Genomic DNA, 12,759 nt, shown 5'->3' with positions numbered 1-12,759 from the left:
CCAGCAGAGGGAACGGGTCACCGACACGCGCGGACGCCCCCACCCGGATGCGGGCGGGGGCGTCCGTCAGCGCGGCGGCGAAGGGGTCAGCTGGTGGCGAACGCGCTGTCCGAGGAGAAGATCAGGCCCACGCTTATCGAACCGTCGCGCAGCGCGCTCTTGGTCAGCGGGCCACCCTGGTCCAGCGAGGAGAACGAGCCCACCGACAGCCCGTACGTCTTCTCCAGGCCCGGCTTGCAGAACGGGCGCTGCTGGCACTCGGGCGGGCCACCCAGCACCGTCGCGCTGCCGGAGCACTTCGCGGCCAGCTCGGAGAGCGTGCGGACGCCGTACTTGTCGGCGAAGGCCTGGGTCACCGCGAAGGCGTTCTGGTCCTGCGCGGCGGCCGGGGCGCCGAAGGTGATGCCCACCTTGTCGCCCTCGGCCTTGAGGGCGGTCACCGTCGTGTTGATGTCCGGCGAGGAGACCGGCTGGGCGTTCGGGCCGTTGGCCTTGGTGTTCAGGAACTCGGCCATCGTCGCCGCGTACTCCGGGACGACCTGGACCTCGCCCTTCTCCAGGGCCGGCTCGTACAGCTCCCGGTTGCCGATCTGCTGCACCTTGACCTGGTAGCCCGCAGCGGTGAGCGCGATCCGGTACAGCTCGCCCAGGATCTGGCTCTCGGCGAAGTTGCCGGCGCCCACGGTGATGTCGCCGCCCGGGCCCTTGGCGATGCCCGCGGTGAGATTGTTGGCGCTGGCGAACTCCTCGGCGGCCACCTTCGGGGTCTTCCGCTCGTCGTTCACTGCCTTGTTGAGCAGGATGAGCTTCGGCGTGTCGAGCGTCGCCGAGACCTTGTCGAGTGCCGCGATCAGCTGCGGGTTGGCCACCTTGCTGTTGACCGCGGGGATGACGTTGTCGGAGTTCTGGAGCTTCTTGTCGTCCTGAAGGGCGATGAGCTGCTCGCCCTTGACCGGGGCGCACCCGGCGCCGGAGGCGCTCTGCTGGGGCGCGTCGGTGCCTGACGAACCGGCGTCACCGCAACCGGTGAGGAGCGCTGCCCCGGCGACGACGCCGACGACGCCGATCGCGAGACGTGTACGTGCGCGCATGTGCCCGCCTTCCGTGTCCCGGCGCGGCCCGTTCCGGGCCGGCCGCGTGTCCGACGGGCGATCCTGGCTGTTGGTCGCCCGCGAATGTCCACCCAACATCCTCCGGAACGGACCGACAACCTGAGATGGACTTCGTCACCTCATCGTCACCGACCGCGCGACCGGCGTTCGGCTGATCGCTGCCGGCTCACCCGGACGGAGCAGCGGGCCCGACTCAGGCGCGGCCGGTGGCGTCGGCGGGCCGCGGCTGGCCCGTCCGCTGCCGCCCACGCCGCAGCGGGCGGGGCGTGACCAGCCGCTCGACAACACCGAGGACGACCTCGGCCAGCAGGGCGAGCGCGGCCACCAGCACGCCTCCGGCCAGGATCTGACCGCCGCCGCCGGCGATACCCAGGCCGAACCCGGTCCGGATGATCTCGCCGAGGCCGCCGCCGTTGACGAACGAGGCAAGCGCGGCGGTCGCGATCACCTGCACGGCGGCGGTCCGGAAACCGGCCGCCAGATAGGGCACGGCGAGCGGCAGCTCCACCCGCCGCAGCACCTGCCCGCCGGACAGACCCATCCCCCGGGCGGCGTCGCGGGCCTCCGGGTCCGCCTGACGCACACCCGTGTACGCGTTGGCCAACAGCGGCGGTACGGCGAACACGGCGAGCGCCACCACCACAGGCGTACGCCCGAAGCCGCTGGCGAAGACCACCGGGAGGATGGTCAGCAGCGCCAGCGTCGGAATGGCGAGGGTGGCGTTGGACACCAGCACCACCAGACCGCCGCCCCGTCCGGTGTGCCCCAGCCACAGCCCGAGCGGCCACGCCACCAGGCAGCCGAGCGCCACCGCCAGAGCCGAGATGGTGAGGTGCTCGCCGAGCCGGTCCAGCATCCCGCCGGGGTTCGTCCAGTTCAGCGGGTCGTTGAGCCAGAGCACCGCCTCGCTCACCGGGTTCGCCGCTGCGGTCACCGTGCCCTCCTCGCAGTCCACGGGGTCACCAGCCGGGCGACCAGGACGAGCAGCAGGTCGAGGACGACGGCGAGCGCCACGCAGAGCACCGAACCCGTCATGATCTCGGCCTTGTAGAGGTTGTTCTGGAAGCCCGCGAAGATCAGCTGCCCGAGGCCGCCGTGTCCGACCAGCACGCCCACCGTGACCAACGCCACAGTGGAGACGGTCGCCAGCCGCAGGCCGGTCACGATGCCCGGCACGGCCAACGGCAGGTCGATCCGGAACAGCCGCCGCCACCTGCCGTAGCCCATGCCCTCGGCGGCTTCACCGACCTCCGGCGGCACCTGGTTGAGCCCGGCCACCACATTGCGGACGATCAGCAGCAGCGCGTAGAGGACCAGCCCGACCAGCACCGTGGTCGTCCCGGTGCCCAGGTACGGTGCGATGAACGCGAAGAGCGCCAACGACGGGATCGTGTAGACCACCCCGCTGACCGCGAGGATCGGACCGGCGAGCGGCCGGACCCAGTACGCCAGCACCGACAACGGGAGGGCGATCAGCACCGCGATCAGCACCGCCCGCCCGGTGAGGGAGGCGTGTTCGCGCAGCGCGGCGAGGATCGTGTCAGAGTTGTCCCGCACGTACTGCCAGGAGAACCAGGGGTTACCCGGGTCGGCCCGGTAGCTCAGGCGGAAGGACATACGTGGACGTTACCCCGGAGGCCCCCGGCCCGGCCGGCTCCCCTCGCGCGGCGTCGATCTCCCTGCACGGCATCCAGAAGCGCTACCCGAACGGCACCGAGGCCGTCCGGGAGCTGAGCCTCGACGTCCGGGCCGGCGAGCTGGTGGTCCTGATCGGCCCGTCCGGCTGCGGCAAGTCGACGGTGCTGCGCATGATCAACCGACTGATCGAGCCGACCGCCGGCCGGATCATGCTCGGCGACGAGGACGTCACCGACGTCGACCCGGTTCGGCTGCGCCGCCGGATCGGCTACGTGATCCAGAACGTCGGCCTCTTTCCACACCAGACCGTCCGCGCGAACGTGGCCACCGTGCCCGGCCTGCTGCGCTGGTCCCGGGACCGCACCCGCACCCGGGTCGACGAGCTGCTCGACCTGGTGGGACTGGACCCGGCCCAGTTCGGCGGCCGCTACCCACACGAGCTGTCGGGCGGCCAGCGGCAGCGGGTGGGGGTGGCCCGCGCGCTCGCCGCCGACCCGGTGGTGCTGCTGATGGACGAGCCGTTCTCGGCCGTCGACCCGATCGTCAGGTCCCGCCTCCAGGAGGAGTTCCTCCGACTCCAGGCCGAGGTCCGCAAGACGATCGTGCTCGTCACCCACGACCTCGACGAGGCCGTACGGCTCGGCGACCGGATCGCGGTGCTGTCCCAGGGCGGTCACCTGGAGCAGTACGACACCCCGGCCGCCCTGCTCGGCGCGCCCGCCACGCCGTTCGTACGCGAGTTCGTCGGCGCCGACCGGGGCATCCGCCGGCTGGTGGTCACCCCCCTGGACCGGGAGTCGCTGGACCCGCTGGCCGGTGACACCGCCACGGACCTGCCCACCGTGCCGCTGGACGGCTCCGCGTACGACGCGTTGGCGGTCCTGCTCACCTCGGGCCGGGACCGGCTCGTGGTGACCGACGACGGTCGACCCGTCGGGGCGCTCACCCGGCAGCGTCTGCTCGACCTCGGCCGGACGACGGGCTGAGCCGTCCCGCCGTGCCGGTGTGGCTCAGGCGCGACCGCCGAGGCTGGCGGTGCCGATGATCCAGCCGGCGAGGAAGCCGTAGCCGGCTCCGGCGCTGGCCTCCTGCAACGCCCGCAGCAGCGACGGGTCGGGGCCGAGCAGCGCCGCAAGCACGGCGGCGAGCCCGCCGGCCAGCACGTACGCGGCCCAGCCGGAGAAGAACTGGCTGACCGAGCCCGGCACCCGGGCGACCTGCGCGGCGGGCAGCAGATAGAGCAGCGCCACCGCGAGGACCACGAGCGCCACGGCCCGCAGGTCGGCGGCGAACAACCCGCCGGCCTGTCCGTCCGCGTCCAGCCGCCAGGCCGGCCAGGCGAGCACACGCAGGTAGAAGGCGACTCCCGAATCCGGGTCGGTCTGGGTGGCGGCCCAACCGGTGTACGCCGGACTGCCGCAGATGCCCACCACCAGCAGCACGGCGAGCGCGCCGGTGCCGGCGGCCGTTCCGTACCTGCTCACCGGGCCGGACCGGTGAAAGAACGATGTCATCCGCCCAGGCCCGGTGCCGCTCTGCCGGGTGGACCTGGGCTGCCCCGAACGGCTCAGTGCTTCATCAGGTAGTCGATGAAGGCGGCCCGCAGCAGCGGCGCCGACTCCTCGTAGCCGTGCCCGGTCAGCTCCCGCCACAGGGCGTTCGCCTCGTCGATCGTCGGGCCGATGGAGTTGGGTGCGCCGTCCAGCACCGTCGCCTCGTCCGCGTTCGGCAGGTGCCGCAGCACCGACCAGTAGAAGCCCACGTCGCGACGCTCCCGGGCCAGGGCGAACGCCCGTTCCCGCAACTCCTCGGTGGACAGCGCGTCGAGTGCCTCGAACGAGGTTCCGCCGGGGGTGGCGGCAGGTGAGTCGGTCATGCGCCGAGCCTAACGGGCGAGATCAGCTCCGGCGCGGCGACGCGACACGGCTCACCGCTCGTCGGCGTCCCACCGGCGCGGGCTGTCCTCCCACCGCGGCTCCCGCCACGGGTCGGTCGGCTGCGGCCCGGCAGGCGTCGGAAGAGTCGGCGGCCAGTTGGCCACCGACTGCGACTGCGGTATGGCCCAGCCCGTGCTGATCGTGCCGTCGGCGACCGGCTCGGGCCGGTCGGGGACGACACCCGTCCGGGGGCGACCGAACGTCTCGACCAGACGGGTGACAAGCAACCCGACGCCCACCGCCGCGCCGCCCACCGCCCAGGTGCTCAGCGTCCAGCCCCGCTCCGGCGCGTACTCCCGCACGACGGTGACCAGACTGACCGCCAGCAGGGTGCCGAACACCCCGCCCCGGCGGCCGAACGCGCTGGTGCCGCCGAGCAGCGCCACCCCGAGGGCCAGCACGGTCCAGTCCAGTCCGGTGCCGGGGGTGACCGGGCCGGGGCCGTTCGCGGCGATCAGCACGCCGCCGAGCGCGGCCAGCACGGTCGAGCCGATCAGCGCGACGGCCGCGACCACGGCGGCCAGCACACCCCGGCGGCGGGCCGGATCGGTGACCGGTCGGTACCTGCCGACCAGGCGGCGGATCGGCCGGATCGTGCCGAACAGCCCGCCGAGGACCGCCACCGCCGCGAACCCGGCGAAGAGGAAGCCGGCCGTCCGCCCGGGGTCGTAGTCGCCCTGCACCAGCACCGCCGTCGAACGGCGTTCGATGAACACCACGACGCCTGCCGCACCGGCCAGGCTTGCCGCCCAGGCCGGCACGTGCAGCACCACCACCACCAACGCCAGCGCGAGCCCGCCCAGCGCGGCGACCGCGACGGCCGGGCCGACGGACGCCGCCAGGCCCCGATCGCCCTGCTCGGCGTAGTGCAGGGCGGCCGCGATCGCCACCGGCCCGACGGCCAGGTTCGGGGCTGCGGTCCGCAGGCTCAGCCCGGCCGCGAGGGCGAGGAGTCCGAGCCCGACCGCGTCGACGAGCAACGTGCGCAGGTTGTCGGCGCGCAGGGCGCCCGAGTCCTCCTGCCACAGCAGCCAGCCCAGCGCGACCAGGCCGGCCACCAGGAGAAACTCCCACCACACGTGCACACCCACCCGGTCCCGGCCCGGTTCGCCGTGGGTGGGGTCGTCGAAGACGCTCTCCAGTACGGCGGCGGGCACCCCGGACGAGGGCTCGGCCGACCGGTCCCGGTCCGCTTCTTCGTACCCCATGACGCCGCCTCCCCAGTGGCCGGCCGCCTCCGGTCCGGCGCGCGGACGGATCGTGGGCGGCCATCGCTCTCCGATCGCAGGCACCGTACCCGCGCCCGGGAGCCGGGCGTAACCCCCTGGTCAGCGCTGGCCGGGGCGGCTCTCGCGCTGGTCGGGCTCGCGCTCGTCGTCCGGGCGCTCCGGCACCCGGCAGGAGCGTTCCAGCCAGAGCGCGGCGCCGACCAGCGCCAGCGAGGCCAGCAGACCACCGGCGGCGGCCGGCCGGTCCTCCGTTGCCGCCCGGGTGTTCTCGACGAAGAGCCAGCCGGTCAATCCCGCGTAGAAGCCGGCGAAGATGGCGGCGGCCAGCGCCGACGCCTTGGCCAGCACCACGAACCGGGCGACCATCAGCGGGTTGACCGGGTCTCGGCCGGGTTTGCGCTCGATCCGACCACGGGTGTTGACGGCGGCGTACGCCTCCAGCACGGCGAGCGCGGCAAGCGTCACGACGGGCAGCCAGGGCAGCCGTGGGATGCCGCTGTAGTACAGGCTGCTGATCAACAGCCAGGCCACGGCAGCGGCGGCCAGGGCGGCGACGACAAGGCTCGAGATCCGGGTGGGACCCATCCGCGACCGGTCGGGGCCCGACCCGCCCGGTGGTGGGGACTTCGCCTGCGTCATGCCGGCCGGCTCCACTCGGTCATGCGGTCGACTCTAACGCCAACTCCGGCCGGGCACGCAGATCCAGCACGTCGTCCGCGGGCGGGCCGCTGGTGAGCAGGTCGGTCAGCCAGCCGTGACCGGGCAGCCGCCCGTACGGCTGGATGTCGATCCACGGTCGCAGCACGAACGCCCGCAGGTGCGCCCGGGGGTGCGGCAGGGTCAGCTCGGGGTCGTCACTGAGCACCGGCTCGTCGTCGTCGCCCCAGACGGCGATCACGTCCACGTCGAGGGTGCGCGGCCCGAACCGCCGCAACGGGTCACGGACCCGGCCGGCCGCCAGCTCCGCGACCCGCGCCCGCTCCAGCCAGTCGCGCGGCGTCGCGGTCCGGTCCTCGGCCAGCAGCACCGCATTGAGGTACGCGGGCTGGTCGGCGTCACCCCACGGTGGAGTCTCGTACACCCCGGACACCACACGCACGGCGTCCCCGAGCGTGGCGACGGCCGTCCGCAGGTGCTCCAGACGGTCGCCCAGGTTGCTGCCGAGGGACAGGACGGCGCGCGTCATCGGGAACGCGTCCGGGTCATGGTGACCGCCACGTCGGTGAAGGTGTGTGGCACCGGCGCCTCCGGCTTGTGCACGGTGACCGTGGCGGCGTCGACCCGCTCGTCGGCCAGGCATACCGCGAGCAGCCGGTCCGCCAGGGTCTCGATGAGGTTGACCGGCTCACCGGTGATCACCGCGACCAGCCGTTCGGCCAGCTCGCCGTAGTGCACGGTGGCGGCGACGTCGTCGCTGGCGGCGGCCGGGCCGAGGTCCATCTCCAGGACGGCGTCGACGACGAAGTCCTGCCCCTGCGCCCGTTCGAAGTCGTACACGCCGTGCCGGCCGTGCGCCCGCAGGCCGGCCAGCTGGATCCGGTCGGTCGTCATCGCCGCCCCTCTCGTTCCGGTCCGGCCGTCAGGCGCGGACTGCCGGTCGCTGCCCAGACGGCCAACGCGTCGGTGGTGGCGCGGACGTCGTGCACGCGTACCCCCCAGGCGCCCGCCGCCACCGCGAGCAGGCTTGTGGCGACGGTGGCCGCCTCCCGCTGCGCGGTGGGCCGCGGCGTGCCGTCCGCGGCGGCGAGCAGCCGGCCGAGGTACGACTTGCGGCTGGCGCCGAAGAGCAGCGGGTACCCGAGGTCCAGCAGCTCCGGCAGCCGGGCGCTGAGCTCCCAGTTGTGCGCGGCCGTCTTGGCGAAGCCGAGGCCGGGGTCGATGACGATGCGGTCGGCGGCCACGCCGGCGGCCAACGCCGCGTCGATCCGCTCGGACAGCTCGGTCCGCACGTCGGCCACCACGTCGCCGTAGCTGGCCAGCTCGCGCATCTGCCTGGAGTGACCCCGCCAGTGCATGAGCACCCACGGGCAGCCGGCGTCGCGGACCACCCGGGCCATGTCGGGGTCGGCCAGGCCGCCGGAGACGTCGTTGACCACCACCGCGCCGGTCTCGAGGGCGGCCTCCGCCACCCGGGCGCGGCTGGTGTCGATGCTGACCGGCACCCCGGCGGCGGTGAGCGCGCGGATGACCGGCAGCACCCGGTCCGCCTCGGTCGCCGCGTCGATCCGCTCGGCGCCCGGGCGGGTCGACTCGCCGCCGACGTCCACCAGGTGCGCTCCGGCGTCGCGCAGACGGACGCCGTGTCCGACGGCCGCGTCGAGGTCGGCGTACCGTCCGCCGTCGGAGAAGGAGTCCGGCGTGACGTTGAGGACGCCCATCACCACCGGGACCGGAGCCCGCACCAGATCGGTCACGACTAGACGGTACCGGTCGCGGTGGCGGCCTCCCGCGACCCGGGGCAACCCTCCCTGACGTGCTCGTTAGAACAGGTGTACGATCGGTCATCCGGGCAGCATCGGGCATCCCGTTCGCGGCTTGTCGCAATCCGGGGCGGCCCGTACGCTTTGGAATTGGCCAGCATCGAGATGGCGAAGCGTGGAGGGAGGGCCGAAGCGGGGGAAAACCGCCCAAACCTCGCCACTCTCCGTGGTGAGTAACGAACACAGGGTCGTGAACGCTGCGCCCTGCGAGCACATTTTCCCGCCAGGTCTGCCTATTGCACCGCCGCGGCACCGCCGGCCGCGCTATGGGGAGGTTCCAGTGATCGCCTTCGAGCTCATGGAGACGGCGTCGTCAGGCGTCGCCCACGCGCTCTCCACCCTGGCGTCGGCTCCGCTCGCCGAGCCGGCTCCGAAGGGGATCGACACCAGCGGTGTGGTCACCTTCTTCGCCAGCAAGATCGCACCGATCCTGCTGGCCGTCCTGGGCGTCATCTTCATCGGGCGTGCCAGCCGGGGCGAGATTTCCAAGGTGCTCACCAGCTCCGCGATCGCCATCGTCGGGCTGGCGTTCATCGCCGGCGCGGCAACACTCTTCTTCGTCGGCGATTACCTGATCGACCTGATCTTCGAATAGGCGCGGTCACCAGATGCGGCTGCGCACCGACGACGACATCTACCGGGCACGCCTGGTCTACCTCGGGCCGCCCGGCTACACCCTTCCGGTTCACCTGCCGTACGCCCAGTACGGGCTTTTCATGCTGCTCGTCCCCCTCTACATGTTCATCCACTGGCTGTTCACGTTCACGGTCGAGCTCTTCCCAGCCTGGGAGATCGCACTGGCCATCGTGACCACGTCGTTCATCTTCCGGCACGTCGACCCGGACCGGCCGGCGCGGGTGGTCATCCGCACCGCGCTCACCGACTGGCGACGCACCCGGGAGCCGGCCGTCGAGCAGCGCGACCCGCGCCTGGTCGGCAGCCGGATCAGGATCCGGGAGGAGCTGGCATGACCGGGCGTACACCGAGCGGTCAGTCGTACGACAAGGGTGGGGCGATCGCATGAGCCGCGCTTCCACGCCGGGTTCCCCGGCCGGCCGCCCGGGCGCACCGGCAGGTCACCGTGCGCAGTCGTTCGACTACACCGAAGACGAGGACGAGGTGGCGCTCGACCCCGCGCTGGTGACCTCACCCGGGCACGGAGCGGTAGGCGTCTTCCAGGCGCCCCGGCCGGTGTCCCGTCGTACGCCCCCCGCCGAGCCCACCGCAGTGACGGCCGGCGAGAACGCCGACATCGACTCGCCCTTCCTGGACCTGTTCGGCGGCGCGCGACCGGGCGGCCAACGAGCCATTCCGGCCGGCCCCGCCACCCGGGAGCAGCCGGCGATCCCGCAGCAACCGCCAGCCGTCGCGCCGGCCCGCCCGGCTCCCGAGCTGGAGCCGCCGTGGACCCCGGACGACCGGTCCAGCGTCCACCGTCGGCCGCCCGCCGAGCCGCGACGGGCGGAGACCCACCCCGCCATCGAGTCCCGGGTGCCGCACCAGGCGGGTGACCGGCTGCCGATGGCGCACCCGGCGAGCGATCTCGACCCGGCAGCCGGCCGTCCGACTGTTGCACCTACCAACCGGCCTGTCGCGCCGGTCGAGCGGCCGCCCACCCCGACGGAACGACCGGCCGACACCGCACTTGAGGACCGCCCCGCCCTGGAACGCGCGCCGCGCCGCGCCGACGGCCCGCAGCGACCCAAGGCCGCCGGCAAGGAGATCGTCGCGCCGCGGCAACGCGCCGCGAGCCGGCAGGACCGACCCGTCCGACCGACCCGGGTACGCGCCCCGAAAATCAAATTCGGGGATCGGGACCCGTCTGTCGAACTGGCCATCACCGAGATCGCCGGCCACCTGACCTTCACCCCGAACACGGTCACCGCCTGGTACTGGCTGCCCGAGGTGCGCTGGGCGTTCCGACCGGACGCCGAACGCGAGGCGCTGCTGTCGGCGATCTCCGAGCAGTACGCCGGCCTCGCCGGCTTCCGGCTGCACCTGCGCCGCACCACACGGCCGTTCCCCGCCGACGAGTGGGCGCGCACCATCGACGCGCACACCGCGTCGCCGCTGCCCGACGTGCCAGGCACCGCCGGATGGGCCGACCACCTCGTCGCCGCCCAGCGACACCTGATGGCCGTCAACCACGCCGAGGGACAGACCTACCTGGGCGTCACGTTCGCCCGCCGGTCCCTTGGAGACTCCCTCACCGAACGGCTCCTGCGCACCTTCGGCCGGGGCACCGCCGACGGCGAACGCCGCAAGCTTGGTCGCACCGTTGAACAGTTCGACGAGGTGCTCGGTGCCTTCGGCATGCGGGGCCGCCGGGTCACCGCGCAGGAGTTGGAATGGCTGCTCTACCGCTCCGTGGCACTGTGCATGGCACCCCCGGGCACCCTCTCTCCGGTGACCGACGGGCAGTGGGAACGCGGTGACCTGCTCGCGCTCACCGAACAGGTCGAGCGGTACCGCACCCCGTACGGCTCGACGGTCAAGCTGGTCAACCGGATGACGGGCGAGGAGCGGCACGTCGCCGTACTCGCCGTCGGCCGGATGGAGCCGCTGGAGATCCCGGAACGGCACGAGCCCTGGCTGCACTTCCACGAGCGGCTCCCCTGGCCCATGGAGATCTCCACCCGGGTCGACATCCTCGGCTCCGGCGACTCCTTCCGCAATCTGGAACACCGGCTGCGGATGATCCGCTCCCAGCAGCTCGACTACGCAGAGCACGGCATCGACGCACCGCCCGAGCTGGAACGCCTGGCCAAGCGGGCACTGGTGATCGGCGACGAGATGACCACCGGTCTGCCCGTCGACTCGGCCCGTGCCCACGGCTGGCACCGCATCGCGGTCGGCGGCCGGACCAGGGAAGAGTGCCTCGAGCGGGCCCGTCGCCTCATCCAGCTCTACTCCCGCGAGCTGCGCATCTCACTCCAGCACCCGAAGAACCAGGACTGGCTGGCCCGCGAGTTCATCCCCGGCGAACCGATCGCCAACACCGGCTACGTCCGCCGGATGCCGGTCCCGCTGCTCGCCGCCGCACTCCCCCAGGCCGCGTCCAACGTGGGCGACAGGCGGGGCGACCTGATCGGTCGGACCGCCGGCACCTGCCGTCGACCCGTCTTCCTGGACCTGCACTTCCCCATGGAGGTGCGGGAACGCTCCGGGCTCGCGGTCTTCGTCGCCGAGCCGGGTGGTGGCAAGTCGACACTGCTCGGCGCGCTGGGCTACCTCGCCGCGCGGCGGGGCGTCCAGGTGACCCTGCTCGACCCGTCCGGTCCACTGGCCCGGCTCTGTGCCATGCCCGAGCTGCGGCCGTACTCCCGGGTGTTGAACCTGACCGGCTCGGAGCACGGCACGCTCGCGCCCTACTCGCTCATCCCGACGCCACTGCGCAGCGAGTTCGGCATCGGCGCCGCAGGCGACCGGGAGTTCGAGATCGCGGTCTCCAACGCGCGGGCCGAACGACGGATGCTCGTCCAGGACATCTGCATGATGCTGGTGCCGCCGCAGGTGGCCCGCGAGGCGTCCACCGCCACCCTGTTCCGGCACGCCGTCCGCCAGGTGCCCGCCGAGGAGACCTCCACCCTCGACGACGTGGTGAGCTGCCTCGGACGCCTCGACGACGACGCCGGCAAGGAACTGGCCAACCTGCTGCTCGACACGGCCGAGATGCCGCTGGCCATGCTCTTCTTCGGCCGGCCACCGGAAGGCCTGCTCGGGGCCGACGCGGCGCTCACCGTGATCACCATGGCCGGGCTGCGGTTGCCCGACCTCAAGATCGAACGCGAGTACTGGTCCGCCGAGGAGGCCCTCGCCCTGCCGATGCTGCACACCGCGCACCGGCTCGCCGTCCGCCGCTGCTACGGCGGCTCGATGTCCTCCCGCAAGCTCGTCGGTCTCGACGAGGCGCACTTCATGGAGGGCTGGCGCTCCGGCCGCTCGTTCCTCGTCCGGCTCGCCCGGGACTCCCGCAAGTGGAACCTCGCCGCGCTGGTCGCCTCGCAGAACCCCCGCGACATCCTCGGCCTCGACGTACAGAACCTGGTCTCCACAGTCTTCGTCGGCCGGATCGCCGAGGACGCCGAGATCGCCTCCGAGGCGCTGCGGCTGCTACGGGTACCGGTGAACGACGGGTACGAGGCCACCCTGGCCTCCCTCTCCGCCGCCGACACCAACTCGGCCAACCGGCTCGGCTTCCGCGAGTTCGTGATGCGCGACGTCGACGGCCGGGTGCAGAAGGTCCGGGTCGACGTCTCGTACGTCGACGGACTGCTGGACCACCTCGACACGACGCCCGCCGCGATCGCCGCAGCGGCCGGAGTGCTGCCGAGCATCCCCCTGCCGGATCTGGAGGCGTGAC

Annotated in this window: 14 protein-coding genes; 4 read left to right on the top strand and 10 right to left on the bottom strand. The window is 72.8% G+C overall.

The genetic code is table 11. The annotated features are described in order from the left end of the window. Nucleotides 1-86 precede the first annotated feature (86 nt). The 3 genes from ACFY1S_RS09270 to ACFY1S_RS09260 form a co-directional block, all read right to left on the bottom strand. The gene (locus tag ACFY1S_RS09270) at nucleotides 87-1,091 is read right to left on the bottom strand and encodes a glycine betaine ABC transporter substrate-binding protein (RefSeq protein WP_387114717.1); all 1,005 of its coding nucleotides are present in this window, start codon (nucleotides 1,089-1,091) and stop codon (nucleotides 87-89) included. 214 nt (nucleotides 1,092-1,305) lie between these two features. Then, a complete protein-coding gene (locus tag ACFY1S_RS09265) occupies nucleotides 1,306-2,046 on the bottom strand; it encodes an ABC transporter permease (protein WP_387114714.1) in 741 nt (246 codons plus the stop codon). Further along, nucleotides 2,043-2,729, bottom strand: a complete 687-nt coding sequence (locus ACFY1S_RS09260) for an ABC transporter permease (protein ID WP_387114711.1) — start codon at nucleotides 2,727-2,729, stop codon at nucleotides 2,043-2,045. The genes ACFY1S_RS09265 and ACFY1S_RS09260 overlap by 4 nt, the downstream gene beginning before the upstream one ends. 2 nt (nucleotides 2,730-2,731) lie before the next feature. Here ACFY1S_RS09260 and ACFY1S_RS09255 point away from each other — a divergent pair, with 2 nt between their 5' ends. Beyond that, nucleotides 2,732-3,736 carry an ABC transporter ATP-binding protein gene (locus tag ACFY1S_RS09255; RefSeq protein ID WP_387114708.1) on the top strand — a complete coding sequence of 335 codons (1,005 nt, stop codon included), beginning with the start codon at nucleotides 2,732-2,734 and terminating at the stop codon, nucleotides 3,734-3,736. Nucleotides 3,737-3,760: 24 nt separating this feature from the next. Here the strand turns inward: ACFY1S_RS09255 and ACFY1S_RS09250 are convergent, their stop codons facing one another. The 7 genes from ACFY1S_RS09250 to folP all read right to left on the bottom strand — a co-directional run bounded on the left by ACFY1S_RS09250 (nucleotide 3,761) and on the right by folP (nucleotide 8,330). Further along, complete coding sequence (locus tag ACFY1S_RS09250; RefSeq protein WP_387114705.1) at nucleotides 3,761-4,264, bottom strand: hypothetical protein; 504 nt, start codon at nucleotides 4,262-4,264, stop codon at nucleotides 3,761-3,763. 53 nt (nucleotides 4,265-4,317) lie between these two features. Beyond that, nucleotides 4,318-4,626: a hypothetical protein gene (locus tag ACFY1S_RS09245; RefSeq protein ID WP_151488076.1), complete on the bottom strand. Its 309-nt coding sequence runs from the start codon at nucleotides 4,624-4,626 to the stop codon at nucleotides 4,318-4,320. Nucleotides 4,627-4,677: 51 nt separating this feature from the next. After that, nucleotides 4,678-5,895: an ABC transporter permease gene (locus ACFY1S_RS09240; RefSeq protein WP_387114702.1), complete on the bottom strand. Its 1,218-nt coding sequence runs from the start codon at nucleotides 5,893-5,895 to the stop codon at nucleotides 4,678-4,680. A 120-nt stretch (nucleotides 5,896-6,015) separates the two neighbouring features. Continuing rightward, nucleotides 6,016-6,555 (bottom strand): DUF3180 domain-containing protein, encoded by a 540-nt coding sequence (locus ACFY1S_RS09235; protein ID WP_387114699.1) that lies wholly within the window; start codon nucleotides 6,553-6,555, stop codon nucleotides 6,016-6,018. A gap of 19 nt (nucleotides 6,556-6,574) precedes the next feature. Continuing rightward, nucleotides 6,575-7,102 (bottom strand): 2-amino-4-hydroxy-6-hydroxymethyldihydropteridine diphosphokinase, encoded by a 528-nt coding sequence (gene folK / locus ACFY1S_RS09230; protein WP_387114696.1) that lies wholly within the window; start codon nucleotides 7,100-7,102, stop codon nucleotides 6,575-6,577. Beyond that, nucleotides 7,099-7,467 (bottom strand): dihydroneopterin aldolase, encoded by a 369-nt coding sequence (gene folB, locus ACFY1S_RS09225; protein WP_387114693.1) that lies wholly within the window; start codon nucleotides 7,465-7,467, stop codon nucleotides 7,099-7,101. The genes folK and folB overlap by 4 nt, the downstream gene beginning before the upstream one ends. Beyond that, nucleotides 7,464-8,330 carry a dihydropteroate synthase gene (gene folP, locus ACFY1S_RS09220; protein WP_387114690.1) on the bottom strand — a complete coding sequence of 289 codons (867 nt, stop codon included), beginning with the start codon at nucleotides 8,328-8,330 and terminating at the stop codon, nucleotides 7,464-7,466. Before folP ends, folB begins: the two co-directional genes overlap by 4 nt. 346 nt (nucleotides 8,331-8,676) lie before the next feature. Between folP and ACFY1S_RS09215 the strand changes: the two genes are divergently transcribed. Genes ACFY1S_RS09215 through ACFY1S_RS09205 form a run of 3 tightly spaced genes read left to right on the top strand, consistent with a single transcriptional unit; the run spans nucleotide 8,677 to nucleotide 12,758 of the window. Then, nucleotides 8,677-8,991 (top strand): hypothetical protein, encoded by a 315-nt coding sequence (locus ACFY1S_RS09215; protein WP_007466099.1) that lies wholly within the window; start codon nucleotides 8,677-8,679, stop codon nucleotides 8,989-8,991. A gap of 13 nt (nucleotides 8,992-9,004) precedes the next feature. Next, complete coding sequence (locus ACFY1S_RS09210; RefSeq protein WP_139583242.1) at nucleotides 9,005-9,367, top strand: hypothetical protein; 363 nt, start codon at nucleotides 9,005-9,007, stop codon at nucleotides 9,365-9,367. A gap of 49 nt (nucleotides 9,368-9,416) precedes the next feature. Further along, the gene (locus ACFY1S_RS09205) at nucleotides 9,417-12,758 is read left to right on the top strand and encodes an ATP-binding protein (protein WP_387114686.1); all 3,342 of its coding nucleotides are present in this window, start codon (nucleotides 9,417-9,419) and stop codon (nucleotides 12,756-12,758) included. Nucleotide 12,759 lies beyond the last annotated feature (1 nt).

It is taken from the genome of Micromonospora sp. NPDC000663, from assembly GCF_042898105.1.
Classification (GTDB): Bacteria; Actinomycetota; Actinomycetes; order Mycobacteriales; family Micromonosporaceae; genus Micromonospora.
The sequence above is the reverse complement of the archived record's forward strand: the minus strand, read 5'-3'. Positions and strand labels throughout refer to the sequence as shown.